Raw genomic sequence first — 23,101 nt, 5'->3', positions numbered from 1 at the left:
AACAAGGACCTAGACAATCCTCATTCTCGCTGGTCAGAGGCACTTTCTGCTTGTGTGACCGCCTGTCGGACAGCCCGCTTCATGAAAGCGCGAGGCTAGGTGACGGGCAAGGGGGCCGACCATTGCGCCATGGGCTGGGTGCCCAACCATCAGGCCTGGCAGCGATCAATCAGTGCCGGGGTCATGAAGGTTTTGCTCAGTGCTCGGTCTCCCAGGCAGGCCCCAAGGAGAGGTAACTGCCCGGGGGGAGCTCGAAGAGCGTAGGGTTCTCATTCGGGCCGTCCTCGAAGATCTCAGCGTGCGGGATGTCCGGACTGCTGACGCGATAATTGAGGTAGCGCGTCTCCAGCCAACCGAGGTGCCAGCTTTCGGGAATGTTCCAATGGCGCCATTCGGCTTCGTACTCAAAGATCTGACGCCGCCACCCGGGACCGACCTCTACGCCGTGAATGTTCCAATCCCCATCTTCGAAGGGATAGATGGACCGAGGGAACCATCCCTCGTGTTCGGACATGAACAATTCATCGCTGATGGGGTAACCGTGACCGCCATGCGGGCCGCCATCGGCCCAGTACAGACGGAACATGTTCCATGCGACACCGTACGTGCCGTGGGACGGGTGGTGGAAGAGGCCAGCGCAGGGCTCGCCCTCGCCGTTGTCCCTCCGAAAGAGAATGAAGCGACCGCCGCGAGGGCCCGGCTGCCAGTCGTCTCGCGTTGAGCGCCCGCCAAGATTCTCGCGACGGAAGTCGACGGAGATGAGGTCGTCGTGGGCGAGGATCCACTCCCACTTCTCGACCAGCGGGTCTTCGTCTCGCAGACGCCGGGGAAAGGGCGGCGGTACGGGGACATCCTCATCGGGAGCTATGACGCATTGGCTGGTGTCATCAGAACAAGCGGTGGCGCGGCGGGCCCAGCGCGGGAGACGGGCTTCGAGAGCTGCCCGGTAGTCCACCAACGGGGCTGTGTCGAAACTCTCGAACTGTTCGGGGTAGCGCAGAATGAAACCAACTTCGTTGCGCTGGGCGAGGCCGTCGACAACCTGGCGTCCGCACTCCGTGATGATCTGCTCACGAAGATGCGACTCCGCCCAGCTCAGCCCCGTGGGCAGCGGAAGGTACTTCATTTCCTTCAGATTGGCCCGGTAGTCGACCGGGTTGTCGCGAACCGCGGCGTTGAAGCCGCGGTAGAGGTCTTGCAGGTCGTCGAGGTCGGAGGGATTCTGCAGGCCTTCGCTGCCGTCCATCATGACGAGGATCGACATGTTGGTCTTCTGCTTGAACGTGTCGACCGCATTACGGAACGCGGCCTTAATCTCCCCGCCGGCAAAGAAACCGCCGACGGACGCCCGCAGGTCTGCTTGAAGATCGCTGTGCGAGCGCTCACTGCGGGTCTCGAACTTGAACAGGCCGAAGAACTCGCCGCCGCTGTAGATCTCGTCAATGAAGTGATCGCCGTAGAGCGACCGGAAGTCACCCGGGCTCGTCTCGTACAGCGCCTTGGCCGCCGCGGAGAGCCGCGGATTGATCATTGTTCTGGCCGGGCTCTGCACGTACGCCCAGAACTGCACATAGAGCGAACGGCTGTTGACCTCACTTTCGCGAACGAACTGGACCTTCGCTTCGACCGACGCCAGGCCGTACCGGAACGATGCACCAACTGACACATTCAGACTCTCCAGCAAAGTCTCCTGCGACTCGATCAACCGAACACCCGACCGGGTTTTCGCCCCTCCGCTACTGGTCGTGTCGCCGTCATGGTCGATCGCCCGACCCCGGACCTGTTCGGTCAGGCCGTCCATACCCATGCCGAACCGCATACCCTCACGCATGTTGACCAGCATCGTTTCCCCCCACTGAAGTGGATGAGCTCTTTGATTGCCGCCCGTTTGTCGAAGAGGACCTGAAGCATGTGCCAGCGCTGCACTCCAGTGACTGCGTTATCAACGTCCTGGCAGGGTCAGATCGTGACGCCGAGAGCCACGGCCAACGGGGCAAAGTCGGATGCATAGCCAATACCCGAAGCAGCATCGCCGCCGTGGAGAAGGCCAACGACCTGGTTGTCCTCGTCGACAACAACAGAGCCAGAGTCACCCGGCTGCGCGAACCCGTCCGGGTTCAGGTCCGGGTCGTTGGTTGCCACGATCTCCATCTGGCCAATCATCCACCAAGCCGTCGCGTGGCCCGGGTGACTGAAGAGGATGCTGCCGAACATGCCACTGACGAGTCCGTGGGTAAGTCGTGTCGTGCAGCCGCGTTTGCGAACCGACTGCATGACCCCGCGCACGGACGCAATGCCGCTCAGGGTGCCGATGTCGGCGATCTCACCAACGGCAGCGGACCGGTCCATCGTGCAGACTGCCGCGTCCCAGAAGCCGCTCGGGAAGCCGCCGGGGTTCCACGATGGAGTAGTCGGGATCTCCCACCGACGAAGCCTCCCCACCCGATAGCCGGCACGGTTGGGCTGCCAGATCTCATCGTCGTAGAAGATCGCGAAGGGGTCGATGCCCGCCAAGACATGGGCGCAGCTGACGCCCACGGGTGCCAAGCCGTTCTGGGAGTCCCGCAGCACACAGCCCAGCGTGCCTGGGGCGTGAGAAAGAACCCCGGTGGTGCCGCGCGCAACCTCGATCCCGCCGACCACTTCGGGGTAGAAGCCGTCATCGGGAGGGACGCTGAAGAGCGACGGATTGCGCTGGATCACATGAACCGGCCAACCTGCGAGCGAGTCGGGAACGTCCGCAGGGACGTCGCTGAGGTCCGCGACCATGATGCGCAGGCTCGAGGCACCATCGTCGTCCAGTCCTATGTCGAATCCGGTGACGCCTTCGATCGCCATTAGAGCGGAGCTGCCGTCCGCCAGCGCCTGAACCATCTCAGGATCGACAGTGATCGGCCCCTCATTCATGATCCCCCCGTGTGTCCACGCCGCCCCCAGAATGGACCTTTAACACAAACATGGCAATGGCTCTCACCTCACATCTCTCCGACTTGAGTCGGTCATGCTGGCTGACCGGGCTGCGCGGATGCGCCGGCCAGGAGCGTGACACCCACGCGGCAACGAGGCCGGTGAGATGCACCATCCATGGCGAAGAGGCGAGTGGGCAAGGCGAGCATGGACACGGGTGAGCCGGGACCGTAGTCGGCGGGGCGAACGCCGTGCTTGCGGCCTACAACCATTCCTCTCCACCGTCCGTCTGATCACGCGAGTCAAAAGACTCGTAACTCTGTCGGTCCAGCGTGAAGGCATCCTCACCGCGGACCTCTTCACCACATGAGGAAACACATGCGTATACGTGTCACTGCGGCCGCCGTGACGATCTGCGGTGCTCTCACACTGAGCGTTCTCGCAGTCCCGGGCGCGCAGGCCGCCGGGGGGCCGACGATCACTAAGGTCGTTGTCAACGGTGGCAAGAACATCGTGGTGAGCCCGACCACCGCCACGAATTTCACCGCGACAGTGACCGCCTCGGACCCCTCCGGGGTCATCGAGACAGGGCTCACTCTCTGGTACGGCAGTGGTTCTTACAACGATGCGAAGGGCTGGATCGCCAGCTCCGGCGAGCGCAAGTGCATCGCCTCCAGCTCCACCACGACCACCTGCACGATCCCCTTCCAGGTCATCGCCAATCCCAGGGCCTTGGTCAACGAGGTAACCAACTCCCTCGCGGGCACCTGGCACGTCTCTGCCTCTGCCTTCTCCAGGAACCGGGTGCAGACCGTCAACGAATCCTTCACCACAGTCAAGGTCCAGCGCGCCTCCCAGCTCACCGTCAACGCCACGCCAGAACCTGTGAAGAAGGACGCGACCATCACGGTCACCGGAAAGCTCTCGCGCGCAAACTGGGACACCCACAAGTACGCGGGCTACGCGAGCCAGCCGGTCAAGCTCCAGTTCCGCGCGAAGTCCAGCGGGACCTACACCACGGTCAAGACCATCACGACCAGCAGCGCCGGCACCCTCAGCACCACAGTGAAGGCGATGGCTGACGGGTACTACCGCTACTCCTTCGCCGGCACCTCGACGACCCCGGCGGCCAACGCCACCGGCGACTTCGTCGACGTGCAGTAAGCGAAGGGGACGAAACACATGACCGCTTGAGCTGGTGAAGGCCGCCAGCTCAAGCGGTCACAGCTGAAGCCGAAGAAGCCAGCGCTCCACCTGGCACCTGGCGCCTCGGCACGCTGGTGGGGATCAGCGCGATCCGCCCCCACCGTCTCCTGCTTGACGAGACCTGAGCGCGGACGCCGTCTCAAGTACGAAGCCCCCAGCCTTCGAGGTCGGGGGCTGATTGCGTTTCAGGGGTCAGTTGACCTGGGCGACCCAGGGCTTCCTGCATGGGAGCGTTTCGACGTGATTCCTGAACCGGGGCAGACCTGGAACGGAACGGTTTCAGAAGTGGAATGGACACGCCAAACCCCCTGTTGGCAGACTCCCGACTCCGAGACGCACTCGTTTGGCGCGCAGCCCATAGAGACTGATGAGGAATCAGCCGTGAACTGGGACAATGTTCCGCTGCCACACCGGATAGGGCCGTACCGCATCGTCGGACGGCTCGGCCAGGGCGGCATGGGCCAGGTCTACATCGGCCGCAGCCCCGGCGGCATGAAGGTCGCCGTGAAGGTGATCCGGCCGCAACGCGCCGACGACACCGAGTTCCACCGCCGTTTCGCCCGCGAGGTGCAGGCCGCCCGCCAGGTCAACAGCGCCTACACCGCAGCCGTCGTGGACGCCGACGCCGAGGCCGACGAGCCGTGGCTTGCCACCGTCCACGTGGCCGGGCTTTCCCTCGACCAGGCCCTGAGGCAGCACGGACCGTGGCCCGCGTCGTCGGTACGAGCCCTCGGCGCCGGACTGGTGGAGGCACTCTCCGCGATCCACGCGGCCGGCGTCGTCCACCGCGACCTCAAGCCGTCGAACGTCATCCTGACCCCGAACGGCCCACGCGTCATCGACTTCGGCATCTCCGCAGTGGCCGGCGCCACCACGATGACCGCTCCCGGCGCATTCATCGGCACCCCGGGCTTCGCGTCACCCGAGCAGATCCAGGACCAGCCCATCGGGCCCGCCTCCGACATCTTCTCGCTCGGAGTGCTCCTCGCCCACACTGCCACCGGGCACAACCCCTTCGGCCGGCACACCACCGATCCCAGCGTCGTCTTCTACCGCACCATGCACGAGCCGCCAGCCCTCGACGGCCTGCCGGCCGACCTTCACGCTGTCATTGCGCCCTGCCTGGCAAAGGACCCGGCCGCCAGGCCGACCCCGGCCGCACTGCTGCGACAACTGGTCGAACCGACCGACGACATAGTCACTGTGCTCGGCACCGACGCCTGGCTGCCGCGCCCGGTGGCCGAGCTGGCCGCCCTACGCGGCGCCGAACACACCAGTGCCACCACACCGGCCACCGAGCAGGCCACGCCCGCCACCACGCCAACCGCCGTCGCCACTGTTCAGGACGACACCCCCGAAACAGGCCGGGCCGGAGCCCCAATGAAAGGTGACGGCGTCAACCCCGCCGTCCCTCAAGCCGACACCGCACCCGCCGCCGCCTCACCCTCACCATCCCCTCGCCCCGAATCCAAGGCCTCCACCCACGACCACCGGGCCGTAGGCCGCCGCGGACACCGCACGAATCCCACGCACCGGCGCTGGTTCCTTCCCGGTCTCTCCGCCGCCGTTGCCCTCACTCTGCTGGCCACCGCGGGCTGGTGGTGGACCCAGGATGAGGGCAACGGCGGCACTCCGGATGCCACATCCACGCCGTCGGCTGCTGGAACGACCCCAAGCACGATCTCCTCGTCTCCTGCTGCCCGCCGATCGGCGAGCGGAGGATCCCCGAGTACGCCCACTCGCCAGTCCCCGGCCGCAGGTCAACCCTCAAGCGGAGGGACTTCGCCCGCAGCCAGCGCCTCCGCGTCCTACTTCGCCGGCGCTCCGCACTGCCGCCAGTCGATCCCGGTAGATAAGAGCGGTACGCACCCCGCCAAGATCAACCCTTGTATCTCGATTGACAGCAACAACCAGGTGATCATCTGGAGCGACTACACGGCGCAAGAGACCGGAACCTTCACCGTGTTCATCTGGCTGGCAGACGCCGCCAACGCCGACCCCGTGACCAGCATCTACGCCCGCTGCCCGGTCACATTCACGTACGTGGGCCAGCAACAGAAAACGCCCTGCAAGAAGAGCGGCATCACGCCACCCCGCCCAGGAAAATGGAGCGCATCGATGGTCGTGGAGCCTGGCACTCCCCAAACGCCCGCCCTGTGGAACACGAACTACAAGGGCACACAGAGCGGCGGGGTGATCTGGAACGGATAGCCGCTCTCCCGGCGGCCACGGGACACTCAGGCCGACGCTGGCCATCCGGGCCGCGCCCCCGGTTGGCCCACGACGGTCCGCACCTGAGTGCCACAGGCATACTTCCTCGATGAGGCTCGCCGGCGAGTTCGGCGGTCACAGTGACCGACATGCTCAGCTCCTCTCGAAGGGCGTGTGGTCCGGGTGTTGCCCGACCGCCACCACCAACCAACAAGACAACCATATCTTATATCAATCACACACGTCCACCCTGAACCCCCCCCGTCACCGGCGGGAATCTACGCCGGCCGATCCGGCCCGGCGCGCCTACCCCAGCGCCGTGTACGGGTCGCTCAGCTGGCTGAGTCCGCAGTGGCAGCAGCGGCTGTCCCGGTACAGCACCCACGTCGTCGAGGACATCCTCGACGCCTCCGAACGCACTGAGGTGGGGCCAATCGACTCATTCACAGCAGGCCCTGTATCGCTAATCGGGGCCAAAGGACTTGTTCCCCTAGGGCCAAAAGTCTCGTTCGCGGCCAATGCTGCACGCGGTCGGCGCTGTGCAGCGGAGAGCAGCAGCCGGTAGCACCAGGTGAACCGCTTTGTTCCCGCGGAGCAGAACGAACGGCGACCCGCTGCTGTCGTCCGGCGGCGTACGCCGCGGGCAGGATCACGGCGCTGCGCTGGCCCCGGCCGCTGCTCGTCCCCAGGACAGGGCCGCTGCGCGAGCAGAACCCGTATGCCGCCTGGGTCGTGCGAATGCTGCGCGTCGGACCCACGGTGCAGCCGACATGCAGCGGGACCAAGGAGCATGAGCAGCGCCAGGAGCAGCGCCATCCAGTGACCGGAAGCAGCGAGCAGCAGCGGCTACAGGTTCCGGGAGAGCGTTACCGAGGGGAACTGTCGCCTGGTACGGATCGCCTTCGGCCGCGTTCTCGGCTGCCTTGCCCAGCATCATCGTGAGGCTGCTCAGCGTCTCGCCCCGGAGTGCTGCGCCGCAAGGCGGGGGATGTGAACCTGACCTGCGGGGAGGCGTTCGACTCGGATCGGGCGATGGAGCGTATCGGCGGCGCCTTGGCCCACGCCGGCTACAAGCGACATGTCCCCCAGGGCGAACTGCGCGCGGGCGAACTGCGCAATCAGCTCCTTCGTCTGGGTGACGAGCTGTTCGTAACGCTGCCGGGTGAGGTGACCCCCGGGGAGGCGGCCGGTTGGCTCGAGGCGATTCTGATCGCCGGACCACTGTTCACTGGCGGAATGCCCTGTCGATCCAGGCGTCACCAAGCGGTGGCACGAAGAAGTACCCGCCACCGGTGGTGAGCATGTACTTGGCCATGGCCTCGCCCTCGAGCCGCTTCTGCACGGCCTCGAAGCCCTTGACGAGGTCCCGCTGGAAGCACGAGAAGATCAGGCCCATATCGCCCTCGCCACGGTCATAGCTGTAGCCACGCCGCACGATCGGCGGAGGATTGCGACGGTCGGGTGCCGCCAGTCGCACGTGCGAGTCGAGCGGGGTTAGCCGACCCTGCGGGTCAGCAGCGAAGTTCGGCTCCTCGCCGACAGGGGTTCCGTCCAGCCAACGCCCGTCACGGCGCCGACCGATGATGCGCTCCTGCTCCTCAACCGAGTCCTTGTCCCACAGCTCGGTCGCCAGTCGCACGATCCGAACGACCTGGTACATGCCGCCTACCGCCCAGGCTGGCTCACCCTGGTCGGGCCGGACAACTGTGCGATCGGCGATGTCCCGCTGTGACGCGGGATTGCCGAACCCTTCCGTGAAGTGGAAGGGATTCCGTGCGAGGCCCTTGCCACTCTGGCTCCGGTTGTCCGACCGCTGCCCGTTGAGCTGCCACCGTACCGACCAGCGCTTGGGCAGGGCCGCGATGAGCGCCTCGCATGAGGCTCTTAGTTCGGAGTCATTGTCAGCCGACAGTTCTATGAGGATGTCGCCGCCAGTCTGCGTCGGGTCAAGGAGATCTCCGGCGAAGGCAGGCATCGCCTTCAGCTGCCGAGGCCGCTGGTGTTCGGCGGTGAAGAGGCTGTGTCCCAGTGCAACCGCGCTCCGGAGACCCTCGCGCTCAACGGAAGCTATTGCCGAGGCCAGCTCCTGAAGCGCCCTGGAGCGCGACGGCTCGCCTGACTTGGCTAGGTCAAAGGCGATGGCATGCAGGTGCGGATCGAGTTTGGACCTCAGAAGTGGCTGCTGAGGAGTTCGGGTGGTCCCCTCGTCCGCTCGCAGTGCTGCCACACCTGTGCCTCCCACCGCGGCCAGGCATGCCGTGGCTGCGAGAACTGTACGGCGCCTCACCATGATTGTGCAGATCACCGCTTTCCTGATGAATGGTTCACGCCATGATGCCCGGTGCTTCAGGATGTACTTCCTGCCCATTGCGACGATCCCGCGAATTAGCGGCACCTCAGAGTCCTCGCGAACTTCCTATCAAAGCCGATCGCCGTCGATGGCCATACGAATTCTCCATGGATTCTGCACTATGGACCCTTGTGCAGTTCAGGATTCAGGCGGGGCTCCAAGCCTGTCGGCGAGCACGCTGGGCCAATCAGGTTTCCCGAGACCAGCGCCCATCAGGAGATTCCTCCAGTCCCTTTTCGCCGCATCGACGATGGTTTCGATAGCGACTCCCCTCTTGAAGAGGATGATGATCGCGCCTGCAATGCGATCCAGGTCCTGTCCGCCAAATACCGATTCATCCAGGCTCGAGACTGCCGACACTAGGGCTGCACGGCGGCCCTCGTCGAATTCTCGCGCAATAACACTGGACGCCCAATCCGACAGAATCATATTGCACCTTTCGCTTTTCCCGGCTCACCGTAGGGGCGGTGGAATCATGTAGTCGAAGGCCGATGTTCCCTCCCGGGAGAATGTGTATCCGGCGTCAAGCAGTTGATTCAACTCGCGCGCGTACACCGACTCATCAAAACCGTCCACCCCTGCCAGGTACTTACTATTTATGGGCGTCGCGAGATAGACCTTCTGTCGTTTTGCAATCACGCCTCGGATGAACTCATCATTCTTGTCGATGTCCCAGTTCTTCATGAAAAGGACTTCGTGGTTTGGCCAGTCGATAGCAATCGCGGTGTCGTCGTAGTCTCCCAGGGCGACGTACTCATCGGTGTTGGTTGAGGGGAGCCTAGTGCACATGGTGTTGTGCACCAGAAGGGGAGTGTTGCCGGCTAGCGCGTAGTAGGTGTGAAGGTCCTCAACGGTGAGGTTGTAGACCGTCTGGTGTTCACGGCGGTGGCCTAGTGCGGAAATCTGGACATAGGTACCGGCACTCGTCTGCAGCCATTGCCCCGCCTTGAGGTCAGCGGCGTCCACCCACTGGCGAAGCTCTGGAACCCAGAAGGGGTGGCCGTCGGTGGCCGTTAGTTCGCCAGCTAGGCCGTCGGTGTCAATGGTGATGTCGACGAGTTGTTTCTCACCGGTTCCCTGGATGAGGGCCGTGACCTTGCGAGGGCCAGTCTCGCCGGTTTCAGGGTCGGTGGCGGGGACCTCATCGCCCACCTTGATGTCCTTGATCGGTTTGCGGGTTCCGTCGGCCATCAGGACTGGGGTGCCTGGGGTGAAGCTGTTGTTCTTGCAGCCGCGGCTGGCCCACTTGAGTCCGCCCCAGGCTCCGAGCATTCCAGAGGCGCAGCCCATGGCGGCGGCTTGGCCGACTTGGCCCCAGTTGACTTTGCGGCCGGAGAGGCGCTGGATGCCCCAGTCGAGGGCGCCGTCGAAGAGGGCTCCGGCAGCGCAGCCGGCGAGGAGGGGGTTGTTGCCAGTGGGGTCGGTGTAGGTGGTGGGTGAGCTGAGGGCGTATTGGTAGAGGTTGGGGCCGCCGGCGTGGCCAATGGGGTCTTGGGAGATGAAGCGGCCGGTCTCGGGGTCGTAGTAGCGGTTGCGGTAGTAGAGCAGGCCGGTGTCGTCGTTCTCGCGGCCGGTGAAGGTGTACGGGTTGGAGGAGGCGGTGCCGGTGGTGGTGGGCTGGCCGTAGGGGTCGTAGGTGTAGCGGGTGGCGATGGTGCCGTCTTGGTTGGCGAGGCCGACGACAGTGCCAAGCGCGTCGGTGAGGTAGATCTGGGTCTGGCCGTTCTCGGTGCGGGTGAGGTAGTCGTCCAGGCCCGAACTGGCGACGCTGGCAGCTGTCCCGCCGGATGCGTTCTGTTCGACGAGGGGGTTGGAGCCGTCGGTGAGGTACTTGGTGGTCGTGCCGGCGAGGGTCTTGCTGGTGCGGGTGCCGAGCGGGTCGTAGCCGAACGAGCTCGAGGGTCCGCCTGTCTTGGTCAGGCCGGTGAGCTGGCCGCGGGCGTTCCAGGTGTAGCTGCGCTGGCCGTCGCCGGTGAGTTGGCCTTCGTTGTCGTAGGTAAAGCTGCGGCCGTTGAAGGTGGTGAGGCGGTTGTCCTTGCCAAAGACGGAGCCGGTTTCGGCGGCGGGGATGGCGATGCTGGCCAGGGTGCCGGTGAGGCCGGTCTGCAGTCCGCGGGTGTCGCGGGTGTAGGTGAGGTCGCCGATGGTGGACGTGCCCTGGGTGTAGGCGATGTCCTTGATGACGCCGGTCTTGTCGTAGCCGGTGGTGCGAATGATGCCGCCGGGCAGTGTCGCGGTCTTCTCCCGGCCCACCGCGTCAAGGCCGAAGGCGACGTTCTGGGTGCCGGTGGTGACGCTAATGAGGATGTTGGACTTGTCGTAGCCGTAGGTCGTGCTGGTGCCGACTGCGGTCATCTCCGTGCGGCGGTCGGCTCCGTCGTAGTCGTAGCCGACGGTGCCGGTCGGGCCGGTTACGGTCTTGAGCCGGTCGTAGGCGTCGTAGGTGAATGACTGGTTGCCTGCGGCGGTGTCGGCGATGGTCTTTGGCAGGTCGACGGTGTCGTAGCCATAGGTGACTGTGGACTCGGCCTGGCCGGCGAGGTCGACGCCGTACTTCGTGGTCTTGGCGCGGCCCAGGAGGTCGTAGTCGGCGGTGGCGATCTGGCCCGATCGGTTGGTGACCTTCGCGATCTGGCTGGCGGGGTGGTACTCGAATTCGGCGGTGCCGCCGAGCGGGTCGGTTGCGGTCTTGGGCCGGTCGGCCTGGTCGTAGGCCCACGTGGTGGCGTTGTTGCGGGCGTCGGTGAGGGTGGTGAGGTTGCCGTTGTCGTCGTACCCGAAGCTGATCACGTGGCCGAGCGGGTCGATGACGCTGCGGGTCTGATTCAGCTTGTCGTAGCTGACGGTGGTGACGGAGCCGGCCTCGTCGGTCAGGACGACCGGCCGGCCCACTGCGTCGAGGAACTGGCCGCTGATACGACCCTCGGCGTCCTTGACCGACACCAGGTCGCCGTAGCGGTAGGTGTATTCGGTAACCGCACCGGCGGCATCGGTCACCTTCTGGATCTGGCCGTCGGGCAGGAAGTCCAGCTGGGTGACCCTGTCTTCGGGGTCGGTGATGGTGTCGAGGTCGCCGTTACCGTCGTAGGTGAGGGTGGTGGGGTTGCCGAGGGGATCGGTGATCCGGGTCGGCTGATCGAACGGACCGTCGAAGGCGACGGTGCCCGAGGTGCGGGCCTGCGGGGTGCCGTCGAGTTCGGTGGTCGAGGTGATGTAGCCGTTGGCGTCGTAGGTGAGCTTGGTGCGCCGTCCGTAGGGGTCGATGACCGCGTCGATGCGGTGGTTCGTCGTACCGCGCTGGTACGTCGTCGTACGGGCAAGGCTGCTGCCGTAGGCCTCGGTGTCCTTGACGCCGTAGCCGTCCGCATCGAACTCGACCCGGCGCACCGAACCACCCGGCTGGGTCACCGTCGCAGAGGTGACCTTCCCGGACCCGTTCTGCGTGTACTCGAAGATGTACTTCTGACCCTCGGTGAGCGTCTGCTCCTTGACCCGCCCGTTCCCGTCGAACGTGTTGGTCATGTAGGTGATGCCGCGGGCGTCGGTCGCGGTCGCGATCCGGTTGGACGTGCCGTCGTAGGTGTAGCGGTTGACCTTTCCAGCAGGGTCGGTCACCGTCTCCAGGCGTCCCGCCGCGTCGTAGGTGTAGCCGGTGGTGCGGCCGGTGTTGTCCTTCGCGGCCGTGATGCGGTGCTGGGCGTCGTAGGAGAAGGCGACCCAGCGGCCGCCGGGCGTGGTGACCTGGGTGATGTCGCCCTTCTTGCCGCCCAAACGGTTGATCTTGGTGGTGTTGCCGTGGCGGTCGCGGATCTCGGCGAGCGGCGCGTACTGCGGGAAGATCCACACGGTGCCGTCGCGGAAGCGGAGCTCCCATTCGGAGTTCCCGTTGACGATCTTCGAGCCTTCGAAGGCGGCTGGGGTACCGACGGGTTCGAAGACGGCGTCGCTCCAGCCGGTGCCAGGCGAGGTGCGGGTGTAGTGGACCTTCGAGCCGCCCGGGAGGTAGAGGTCGACCTCCTTGTACTGCTCCTTGGAGTGCAGGAAGGAGTTGTAGATGAGGTCGCGTCCGATACCGAAGGCGCGTTTGTCGGTGTCGCCCTGCCAGTAGGTGCGGGTGACCTCCGCGTTGCCGCGCGGGTCGGAGACGGCGAGGTCGGTGCGCGAGTCGGTGAGCATGCCGGTGGACAGCTCGACCGGGTCGCCGGAGAGCCAGTCGACGGCGTCCTGGAGCCAGCCGGTCAGCCAGCCGAGCCATCCGTCGGTGTTGAACATTGCGCCGTGGAACGCCCACACGCGGGTCTTGGCGTCGGGCACGACCTGGCGGCCGTCGGGGGTGACGGTGCCGTGGCCGTAGACGTACCAGCCCTTCTTCTTCGGGTCGTAGTCGAGGAACTCCACGCGCGTGCCGGGGGCTTCGCGGGTGTAGTTCGGGTAGACGATCTGGGCGCCCTTGGGGAAGACGTAGGTGCCGCCGGGCTGCACGGTGAAGTAGACGGGGACGACGCTGTTCTTGGGCAGCGGGAACGGCGGCCGGTCGATGGGGATCGCGGTGATCCCGAGTTCGGTGACGGCCTTGCCCTTGTCGTCGCGGACCACCGAGCCCTTGGGGATCCGCACCTCGAGGCCGGGGATCTTCGGGGTCTTCAGCACCACGTCGGTCTTGGCCGGGGCCGCGAACTTGACCGTGTGCTTGGTGTCCAGCGGCGTCATCCACACCGGGAACCCGAGATCGGTGCTCTGGCCTGCCTTCGGGCGGATGCGGATGTCGAAACGGCCGTAGGAGCGTTCCTTGGTGTTGGCGCTGACGCCGTCGACGACGAGGGTGGTGGCCTCGGGGCTGATCCCGGCCAGCAGGAAGCGTCCCTGGGCGTCGGTACGGGAGGTCTTGCCTCCGACGGTGACAGTCACCCGCGGCAGCGGCTTGCCGTCCAGCTTCAGCACGCGGCCCGTCAGCGCGGTCGTATTCGGCGGGGCCCGCAGAGCCGCGGGACCCTTCGGTGCGGCGCTGCCGCGTTCGGTCACCCAGTCACGGCCGGCGAGGTTCGCCTTGCCCGGCTGCCACGCGTCCGCGCCCGACGGCACCACACCAGCGCTCTTCGCCGGCGCGGGCTCGGCCGTCTTGGCGGCCGTCGTCTCGGTGGCCGTCTTGGTGGTGGTCTTCGTCGGTGACGGGGCCGCGAGAGCCGCAGGTGTCGTGGTCAGGCCGAGGTTCCAGGTGCCGGTCCGCTGCGACCACGGGTCGACGCTGATCGTGTAGGTGCCGGCCGCGGGCAGTGCTGGGAGATCGGTGCTGAGCGTGGTCTCGCTCATCGACTTGTTGCTGACCAGCCACGTCCCATTGGGAGAGCGCACCGAGAGGGACCAGTAGTACGGCGGCGTGTCCAGGCCGAGGCGCAGTCTCTGCCCGGCGGCTCCTGTGAACGTGTAGTGGGCGTTCTGGCCCGCGGTCGTGATCGCCGCCGGGCGCTTGACTCCGTCGACGGTCAGTGCGCCGCCGTTCGCGTCCGGCACGAGCGTCGCGGTCACGGCACCCGGGTTGGACCGGTCGGGCTGCACGATGACCTTGTGAGTACCGGCGGCCAGCGGAGCGAGGAACTCGACGAGCCCTGTGCCGGAGGACAGCGAGCCGGCGTAGTCCTCCGTCGTGCTGCCCGGAGCAACGGCGACGACACGGGCGATCCCGAGCGTGTTGCCCGAGAACGCAACGGTCGTGCCGTCACCGGCAGCGGCGTCGAAGGTGAACTCCAGCTGCTGCCCAGGCCGCGCAACCGTGCCCGTCCTCGGTGCGGTCGTCGACAGGACGCCCGCGGCGACCGGCTTCGACAACCACAGCGTCGCGTTGCCCGAACCGGCGTCCTCCGGGGTGACGAGCAGCGTGTAGGCGGCCGCGGCGGTGAGACCCGTCAGGTAGAAGACGTCGTCCGCGTTGGCGGACAGAGTGCCGACGTAGTCGCCGCTGCCGCCCGACGGTCCGAAGAGGCGCAGGGTTGCCGACTTGTTGAGGGTGACACCGGTGAGCGCGAACCCGAGGGTTCCGTTCGCGGGGGCGATGAACTGGGTCCGGGCCCGCTGCCCGGGCCGGCTCAGGGCGACCGGTGCGGAGGGGCCGTCCGCGGTGAGGTTCACCGCCGCGTCCGCCGCCAGGGACAGGGACAGTTCGCCCGTCGCCCCGTTGTTCGGGTTGACGACCACGAGGTAAGTGCCGGTCTCGGGCAGTGCTGGCAGGTTGATCGTCTCTGCTTGGTTTGAACTCACGGAGAACCCGCTGACGATCTTCGTGCCGGAGGGTGCGATGACGTCCACGGACACGGACGTGGTGAAGGTGTTGCTGGCGACTGCGAGCGACAGGGTGTCACCCGTCGTGCCCTGGACGACGGATTCCGCGTTCTGACCGAACCGGCTGATTTTGACCGGGACCGGCTCGCCGGTCGTGGACAGCTGAGCCACGCTCAGAGACTGCGACAGCGTCACCGCGAGCGTGCCGGACGCAGCCGCCCGGGGGATGACCCGGATGGTGTAGGTGCCGGTGACGGGCAGCGTCGGGATGTCGAAATCCGTGCTGCTGCTCGCCGAGACGGTCTCGTAGTCCAGGCGGGTGCCGTCCGGACGAAACGCTTCCACGGTGGTGTAGCTGGTGAAGCCCGTGGACGTCAGCCCGAGCTGGAAACGCTGACCGGCCTGGCCGGTGAAGCGGGTCACGCCGTTCTGCCCGGCCCGCGTCAGGTTCATCGTCACCGCAGGACCCGCCGGATCGAGTGTCCCGGCGTCCGCGTAGTGCGACCCGGTCACTTTCACCGTGCCCGTGCCACCGTCGTTCGGGTCGATACGCAGCGTGTAGAGACCGGACTTCGCCAGCGCGTCGATGTCGATGCCGGCGGAGCTGTTAGCGCCCGCGTAGACGCTGTCGACCTCGGCGCCGTCCGGGCCGTACAGCCGCGCGTACAGCGGCTTGGCCATGCCCGCCGTGTCGATCGCCAGGCTCAGCGACTGGCCCAGCGATGCGTTGAAGGTGAGCTTCCCGTCCTGACCTACGCGCGGAAGCGCCGCAGAGGCGGCAGGGCCAGCGAGATCCAGCGCCGCTGCTGCCGGGTTGGAGACGGTCACCGTCGCAGCACCGATATTGCTGCTGCCCGGATCCAGAATGAGGGAGTACCTGCCGCCCAGCGGGAGATCATGGACTTCCCAGTCACTGGCCGCGCCCGACAGGTAGCCGGAGCCGCCGAACTGGTTGCCCTGCGGGTCGAACAGCCTCACTGTCACTGTCTTGTTGAACGTCGCGTTGGTGAAGCCGAAGTTGATGTCATCGCCCTGATTGGCGTCGAAGAGCACCTGCGCCCGGTTGCCCGGTGTCGTCACCGACACCGTCGGCGGCGTGTCGTCGGTGACCGACGTCGTCTCCGACGACTCGATCTGACCCGCGCCCGTCCCGTACAGCACCCGATAGGTCGTCGCCGACGTGACCCGCCCGTCCGGGGTCTCCACCTCGATCTGCCCGTTGACCGCGCCCTGCGGCACGGTCACCGTCAGCGCCGTGTCCGTACGCGACTTCACCAGTCCGACGAGCCCGCCGCCGAACCGGACCACGTTGTCCGTCGCGGCTGCGGCGAAACCCGAACCAGTGATGACCACATCAGTTTCCACATACCCGGCGTCGGGCTCGATCTTCGAGATCGCCGGAGCAGGACCGGCCGGCGTGAACGACTCCGGTGACTGAGTATTCGCCCCGCCCACGGTCACCGACACCTTGCCGGCCGGAGCGTCGGCCGGGACCTTCACGACCAGGCGGTGCGCGCTCGCCGAGACGACCTCCGCCGTCTTCGTCCCGAACATGACCGTGTTCGACGCGGGCGTCGCGGAGAACCCGGTACCCGACAACGTCACCGTCGCACCAACCGCAGCCCGCGCCGGCACCAGCGACAGGAGCGACAGCGTGCCGGAGGCGAACCGGTCGATACCCAGGCGGTTCCCGGCCGCGTCATAGCGGTAACGGGCCGTCTCACCGCCCGGATCCGTCACGCCCACCAGACGCCCTGCGGCGTCATACGCGTACACCGCGTTGCTGGTCGTGGGCACCGCAGCAGCAGCCTTGCTCTGCGGCCCGGCCAGGCCGGCCTTCTTCGCCGGAGGCGAAGCCTGCGACGGACTCGCGCTCAGCAACGGACTGGGCGACGTCGAGGACGCCGACGGCGCGCTCGCGGATGATGTCGGCGAAGGTGACGGGCCAGGCGGCGCAGCCTCGGCGGACACCGTTCCCGCTGCGAGCGCGAGGACCAGCGCGCCGATGGTCAACGACCGCCAGCGTGTGGACAGACGTACCCCAACCCGTTCGCCGTGCACACGCACCGCGCCCTCCCCAGAGCAACGACAGCAAGCCACAACAAGCGCAGAATGCTCACACTCCCCATGCGAGCCGTCACAAGCTATACACAGATCGTTTAACGCGCATGGCCTTCGAGTAGCAGCGCTTGCGTACAGCCGTGATTCCGGCCAGCGCAATGATCACCTCAGCGAGGGCGCTCTCGACCTACAGGCCCAACGGCGGAGCCATCCGCCCCGCGACCGGGAACACTCTTGCCTCGAACACACATCCCCGTGAATGGCTTGATTCCGGCACCTGAGTTACCGGTGATGAGCGACGACACGCTGCTGGCCGAGCTGGCACGAAGGCCCGGCAGACTGCCGGGCCTTGAGAAAAGCTAGACCCGGTAGTGCGCGTGCACGCCGTCCTCAAGCGTGAGGGCGTGGCAGTCGGCCGCAAGCGTGTCGAACGGCTCATGCGCCAGGCCGGCCTGGCCGGGATCAGCCCCCGCCGCGGCAAGGGCTTCACCCGCCGGGACCCGGACGCCGACCTCGCCCCTGACCTGGTCAGGCGCGACTTCACCGCAGACGGGCCGAACCGGTTGTGGGTCACCGACCTGACCATGATCGCGACCGAGGAGGGCCCACTGTGGCTGTCCGCGATCCGCGACGCGTTCTCCCGCCGGGTCGTGGCCTGGGAAACCTCCGCCCGTGCCGACGCGGACTTGGTCCTGACCTCGCTGGAGTATGCCCTGGCCAGCCGCGAAGTCGCGCACGGCGAGCTCGTCCATCACGCGGACCACGGCACCCAATACACGTCCGTGAAGCTCACGACCCGCCTGGTCAGGGCCGGGATCCAGGCGTCCATGGGCTCGGTCGGCGACTCGTTCGACAATGCCCTCGCGGAGAACCTGTGGATGCTCATCAAAACCGAGTGCATCCGCGGCCGGGTCTTCGCCACCAGGGCCGAAGCGAACCTCGCCCTCTTCGAGTACATCGACGGCTTCTACAACTCCCGCCGCATCCAGAAACGGCTCGGATACCTCAGCCCCATCGAGTACGAGGAGAAGCACTACGCCAACCAGGCAGCAGCCGAACCAGTGAACCTGAAACCACGTCAACCCGCCCTGACCAGCTAGTCAGCCACTCCCACGCAGCGGGGGAACCTCTCAGGAATTAGGTGTGGTTCGTCTGTTTGGCCTACGTGTTTTGTGTTGGGCTGTGTGGCCTATACCTGGTTGGCGGCAAGGCGGCCGTCGAAGAGGACGTCGAACTCGTTGAGGGCGGCTTTCCAGCGGTTGGACCAGCGCTGTCGGCCGCGGCCGGTGGGGTCCAGGGCAAGGGTGGCGAGGTAGAGCCGTTTGAGGGCCGCGGTCTCGTTCGGAAAGTGCCCGCAGGCCTGGGCCGCTCGCCGGTAACGGGCGTTCAGGCTCTCGATCGCGTTGGTGGTGTAGACGACCTGGCGGATGGCCGGCGGCAGGGACAGAAATGGGATGAACTCGTTCCAGGCCCGTTGCCAGATCCCGGTGATCGACGGGTACTTGGTGTCCCAATTCTCGCCGAATTCCGTCAGCCGGTCGCGGGCCTGTTCTTCGCTGACGGCGGTGTAGACGGGTTTGAGGTCACGGGCGATCTCGGCCGCGTCCCGGCGAGACGCGTAACGCAGACTGCTCCGGATCAAATGGACGACGCAGGTCTGCACCACGGTCTGCGGCCAGATTGCGTTGACCGCTTCGGGCAGGGCGGTCAGGCCGTCGCAGACGAGCATGAGGACGTCCTTCACGCCGCGGTTTCGGATCTCGGTCAGCACCGTCTGCCAGTACTTCGCGCCTTCACCGCCCTGCCCGGTCCACAGACCGAGGATCTCCCGGTAGCCGTCCGCGGTGACTGCGATCGCGACGTAGACGGGCCGGTTGGCGACCTGCCCGTCCCTGATCCGGACATGGACAGCGTCGATGAAGACCACCGGGTAAACCGGATCGAGGGGGCGAGTGCGCCATTCCGCCATTGATTCCAGGGCCTTGATGCTCCTATCGTTGGTCAAGCGGCAGCGAGCCAGCTGCGATAGGCGTCGGCGAAAAGGTCATCACGGCGAAGGCCCCGTTCGATGTTGGAGATGACGGCGGGCCAGACTCCGAAGTGGTTCGCTGCGGCGGTGAGCGTGATGTTCTTGGCCTGGCGGGCGGGCCTGAGGTCCGCGATCTCGGGAACTTCGACTGCGGTGGTCAACAGGCGGAAGACCTCCCGGGCGATGGCGCGTTTGAGCAGCCGGATGATCTCCTTCTTCGTCCGGCCGGCCTTGGTTTGACGCTCCACGTAGTCACGGGTGCGCTGGTCACGGCGCATGCGGACGAGCGCGATGCGGTAGAGGGCCCCGTTCGCCGCGCGGTCACCGCCGCGCGAGAGCCGGTGACGGTTGGTCTTGCCACTGGAGGCCGGAACCGGGGCGACACCGCACAGGGCGGCGAAGGACGCTTCGGTGCGTAGGCGGGCGGGGTTGTCGCCAGCGGTGATCAGCAGTTGCGTAGCGGTGTCGGGTCCGACGCCGTAGGCGGCGCGCAGGCCGGGGTTGAGCTGCGTGACCAACGCGTCCAACTCAGTGCTCAGTGCGGCGTGTTCAGTGGTCAGATTCTGGACGCGTCGCGCGAGCGTGCGCAGGGCGGTCAGGATCGGGACTTGGACGGGGTCGTTGCCGACCCGGAGCTGGCCCAGGGCCTCGATACGCCTGTCGCCCCGCAGCACTTCATACTTCGCGCGGATACTGTCGGGCGCGGTGATCAGGATGTGTCCGATCTGGTTCAGCGCGGCCGTACGAGCCTTGATCGCGGAGCGTGCCGCGTTGTGCAGAGCCCGGATCCCGGCGACGGCGTTGCCTTTGGGGGCACTGGTGGCCCGTCCGGATACGACCGCACGAGCTGCGGCATAGGCGTCGATCGGATCGGACTTGCCGATCCTGCGGCGCTCGGCCTTGTCCGGCCGGTTGACCTCGACCACGGTCAGACCGGCCTCGCGGGCCGCATGCGTGAACCCCGACCCGTAGGACGACGTGCCCTCCACGCCGACGGCGGCAACGGTGCCGTGAGCAGCTAGGAAAGCCAGAGCAGCCTCGTATCCGGCGGCCGTTGTGGGGAACTCGGCATCGGCGATCTGCCCACCGCGGTCGGTTACCACCGCGACGTGGACGGTGTTGGCATGAGAGTCAACCCCACCGATCACCACGTGTTCGACGACTGCTGCGGTGTCCGTTCCTGTCATGCTGGAGATGCCTTCCTGACCGGAGGTGGCTCCAGCCGGGTGGGGCAGACAGGACAGCGATGGGGCCTCTGGCCAGGCTCCTATGAGGTCATGATCCACCCGGCCGGGGCCTCGGGAACGGGCCCCGGCGGCCGGACAGACCAAGGCGAAGACAGTCCAGCAGGACGTCAGTCAGTGATCGAGCCACGACCACCGGGGACCCGGGTATCACTATCGCTGTCCGTGATCGTGGACACGGTCTCCTTGGACGTGGTCATGCCGTAGACCTCGGCGAGATGGGCGACGATCTCCCCGGACGTGAGACCTTTCGCGGTCAACGACAGGACCATGTCGTCCAGGGCGCCGGTCCGGCGGGCGTACTTCGGCAGCAGCCCGGGACGGAAGGTCCCCAGCCGGTCACGCGGAACATGCACCACCACCGGCCCGAACTCGGTCATCACCTTCTTCGCCCGGTAACCGTTGCGCATGTTGCCACCTGAGCGCGATCCGCGACCGCCGGACCGGGCTGCCTCATCCGCGAGGTGCTGGTCCATCTCCGCCTCGAGCGCGGCCTGCATCAGATGCTGGGCCAGCTCGGGCAGGATCCCGCCTTCGCCCATCAGCCGCAGCCCGCCCTCGGCGGTCTTCTCCGCCGCCAGCGCAGCCAGCTCCTCCATGAGCTCGACGGACAGCCCGTTCGGCGATACCGACATCGACTTCACGTCGGCACCCTCACCACGCTCGCCGACCCCGGCAAGCGACACACCGTCCGCCGACTCGATCAGGTGACCCACTGTCGTACTCATCAGGTGACTCCTTCGTGGAAGGTCCACACCTGATTCATGACACTCCCCCGCGGTCGGACTCCCGCCTTGGAGCGTCCTGCTACATGTCGTGAGGCATGGTGCGGTTTCCGGGCACCCGAACTACGACCGCCCAGCGGTCACCCTGCGCGGGGTCCGGCGCAGGGACATGTTCGGTCCAGATGCTGTCGCGCAGGTTGGGGAGCCATTTGGGCTTCGGCGTGAGGTCCAGGACGGCAAGCATGCCAAGGGTGACTCCCGCGGCTTGATAGGCCACGGTCTGCCCGAGATAGCGCTTGAGGTCTACGCGCTCCGCCTTCTTCAGTTCGCGCTTGCATTCGATGACGATGTCGAATCCGGGGAACGTGACGAGGATGTCAGCGCGCCCTCCGCTGCGGTCGATGGCTTCCATCTGCACGTTGAAGCATGCGCTGTCGAGGTAGTCGTGCAGGTCCTCCTGCAGCTCGACTTCCAGCGGGAGTCGGTCTCCCTGCTTCGGAGCGAGGAGGTAGGCAGTCTTTTTCGTGTGCTTATCGCGGCCGCGGTTCGTCCTGTTCGCAAGGAAGCGGATCGTTGCGGTGATAAGGCGGATGAAGTGCTCGCGCACCGCAGGGGCCTGGAAGTCGTGGCAGTGCTGCAGCCCCGCCACGACGTCATTGAAGGCGTCCTGCTCAGCCTTGGGAAGGGCTGGGGTGTGGCTGACTTCGTTGTCGACGAGCCGTTCGCGAAGACCGTCGACGATCCCGGGAGGCAGGGCGGCGAGTACCTGGCTACCGAGTGCGGCGGCCAAAGCGGCCGCCGCTCCGTCTTTTCCCAAGCCGTCCTCGGCCAGCTCCTCATGCCTGAGCCCCAGCCGCGCGTCGACTGCGCTGCGGAGTTCTTCGGCGGCGTGCCGGTCCCAGTCGGGGGGTGCGTCGGCGAGCAGTGCGCGCACGTGCAGCAGGAGCCCCTCTCTGGCGACGAAGGCGTCCTCGATGCGGGGGGCCACAAGCAGCTGCAGTGCGGGAGCGGTCCCGGTCGAAGTGAGGCGTACGGAGCGGTGTGCGGAGTACGCGGCGAGAATGTGCTGGATCGTCTGGCTCGACCAGGTGGTAAGCGGCGCACTGAGCTGAGCACCGGCTTCCTCGAGGTCGTGGCTGAGCGTGTACCACGCGGCTTCGGTGTCGTAGCGGCCGTCTCGCCAGCCTGTGCGCAGGCCGGTGAGCCAGAGCGCATGTTCGGTAGTCGAGCGGCGTAGTTGCGTCGCCTCGGCGGCGAGGGCTTGGTTGTCCTCGGCTTCGAAGGCCAGGACGGCGTTGATCGCGGCCCGGTAGGCGGTGGCGTCCGGGCGGTCCTCGTCGGCGTCGATGGCTTCGCTGAAGTGGGTTCGGCTGATCTCGAGCTGGCCCAGGAGGCTGGCGCGGTCTGCGGCATTGAAGGCGTCCGACAGGTGGCACATGGCCAGCTCAAAGGCAGCGTCGGCGCGCAGGTCGGGTCTGTCGATGAAGGGGTGGAGGGCGGCGGCCAGGTCCGGGTCGCGCCACTGTTCGTAGGCGGCTCCGAGAGCTCGCACTATGCGGCGTGCGTATCCAGCCGGTGCGGCGGTGGCTTGTGGGTCGACAAGGAGGTCGAGTACCCCGTAGCGCTTGGTGGGTCCTCCTGCCAGTGCCAGGCGCAGTGCGGCTTCGAGGAAGAGGCCGGCGGTCTCGGCTTCGAGGGAGGTGGCGTGGGTCTCGCACCGTCGCAGAGCGAGTCGGTTCAGGGTGGCCGCGTGGTGTCGGAGGTAGCCGGTGTGGTCGCAGAGCCGGTCGAGGAGATCGCCGGCGACGCCCGGCCGGCTCTCGGCCGTCAGGGCTTCGGCGATGAAGGCCGCGGCACGGTCGGGATCGGCGAGGTTGTCCCAGGCAGTGAGGAGGGTTTCGGCCGCGCGGAACCACAGTCGGGACGTGGCGAGCTCGGCCGCCTGGCCCCAGAGCTGTTCCTCACCGCCGAGGTCTTCGAGGGCGGGGGCGTCTCCGTGGCGGGCGAGGAGCGTCTCCAGCGGGGTCACGGTGAGGCCTTCCTCGTCGCGCGGCGGCGTGCGGGGTGGTGGCACGTTAACGTGTGGCCGTGG

At 66.5% G+C, this 23,101-nt stretch carries 10 protein-coding genes and 2 pseudogenes; 3 read left to right on the top strand and 9 right to left on the bottom strand.

What is annotated here, in order from left to right:
- Positions 1 to 196: 196 nt before the first annotated feature.
- Positions 197 to 1,843: a hypothetical protein gene (locus ABT078_RS21860; RefSeq protein ID WP_351230156.1), complete on the bottom strand. Its 1,647-nt coding sequence runs from the start codon at positions 1,841 to 1,843 to the stop codon at positions 197 to 199.
- Positions 1,844 to 1,959: 116 nt separating this feature from the next.
- Complete coding sequence (locus ABT078_RS21855) at positions 1,960 to 2,907, bottom strand: hypothetical protein (protein WP_351230154.1); 948 nt, start codon at positions 2,905 to 2,907, stop codon at positions 1,960 to 1,962.
- A gap of 378 nt (positions 2,908 to 3,285) precedes the next feature.
- On the opposite strand from ABT078_RS21855, the gene ABT078_RS21850 reads away from it, so the two are divergent.
- Both ABT078_RS21850 and ABT078_RS21845 read left to right on the top strand, forming a co-directional pair.
- On the top strand, positions 3,286 to 4,071 hold the full coding sequence (locus ABT078_RS21850) for a DUF5707 domain-containing protein (protein ID WP_351230152.1): 786 nt from the start codon (positions 3,286 to 3,288) through the stop codon (positions 4,069 to 4,071).
- Between the two features lie 423 nt (positions 4,072 to 4,494).
- Complete coding sequence (locus tag ABT078_RS21845; protein ID WP_351230150.1) at positions 4,495 to 6,324, top strand: serine/threonine protein kinase; 1,830 nt, start codon at positions 4,495 to 4,497, stop codon at positions 6,322 to 6,324.
- A 1,225-nt stretch (positions 6,325 to 7,549) separates the two neighbouring features.
- On the opposite strand, the gene ABT078_RS21840 is transcribed toward ABT078_RS21845, so the two are convergent.
- The 3 genes from ABT078_RS21840 to ABT078_RS21830 all read right to left on the bottom strand — a co-directional run bounded on the left by ABT078_RS21840 (position 7,550) and on the right by ABT078_RS21830 (position 16,963).
- A complete protein-coding gene (locus ABT078_RS21840; protein ID WP_351230147.1) occupies positions 7,550 to 8,551 on the bottom strand; it encodes a Dyp-type peroxidase in 1,002 nt (333 codons plus the stop codon).
- Between the two features lie 261 nt (positions 8,552 to 8,812).
- Positions 8,813 to 9,103 (bottom strand): phospholipase D-like domain-containing protein, encoded by a 291-nt coding sequence (locus tag ABT078_RS21835; protein ID WP_351230145.1) that lies wholly within the window; start codon positions 9,101 to 9,103, stop codon positions 8,813 to 8,815.
- Positions 9,104 to 9,127: 24 nt separating this feature from the next.
- Positions 9,128 to 16,963: an RHS repeat-associated core domain-containing protein gene (locus ABT078_RS21830; RefSeq protein WP_351230143.1), complete on the bottom strand. Its 7,836-nt coding sequence runs from the start codon at positions 16,961 to 16,963 to the stop codon at positions 9,128 to 9,130.
- A 419-nt stretch (positions 16,964 to 17,382) separates the two neighbouring features.
- Here ABT078_RS21830 and ABT078_RS21825 point away from each other — a divergent pair, with 419 nt between their 5' ends.
- Positions 17,383 to 18,111 (top strand): IS3 family transposase, encoded by a 729-nt coding sequence (locus tag ABT078_RS21825; RefSeq protein ID WP_351230141.1) that lies wholly within the window; start codon positions 17,383 to 17,385, stop codon positions 18,109 to 18,111.
- An 89-nt stretch (positions 18,112 to 18,200) separates the two neighbouring features.
- On the opposite strand, the pseudogene ABT078_RS21820 reads toward ABT078_RS21825, so the two are convergent.
- The 4 genes and pseudogenes from ABT078_RS21820 to ABT078_RS21805 form a co-directional block, all read right to left on the bottom strand.
- A pseudogene (locus tag ABT078_RS21820) lies at positions 18,201 to 18,995 on the bottom strand (IS256 family transposase); the annotation flags it as partial.
- Between the two features lie 17 nt (positions 18,996 to 19,012).
- Positions 19,013 to 20,227, bottom strand: a complete 1,215-nt coding sequence (locus tag ABT078_RS21815; protein WP_351230139.1) for an IS110 family RNA-guided transposase — start codon at positions 20,225 to 20,227, stop codon at positions 19,013 to 19,015.
- 218 nt (positions 20,228 to 20,445) lie between these two features.
- Positions 20,446 to 20,919, bottom strand: a pseudogene (locus ABT078_RS21810) (transposase); the annotation flags it as partial.
- A gap of 172 nt (positions 20,920 to 21,091) precedes the next feature.
- On the bottom strand, positions 21,092 to 23,038 hold the full coding sequence (locus tag ABT078_RS21805) for a hypothetical protein (protein WP_351230135.1): 1,947 nt from the start codon (positions 23,036 to 23,038) through the stop codon (positions 21,092 to 21,094).
- Positions 23,039 to 23,101 lie beyond the last annotated feature (63 nt).

This window comes from Streptomyces sp. NPDC002133 (genome assembly GCF_040296405.1).
GTDB lineage: Bacteria > Actinomycetota > Actinomycetes > Streptomycetales > Streptomycetaceae > Streptomyces.
Note: the sequence above shows the minus strand (reverse complement) of the source record. Positions and strands in the feature narration are given on the sequence as shown.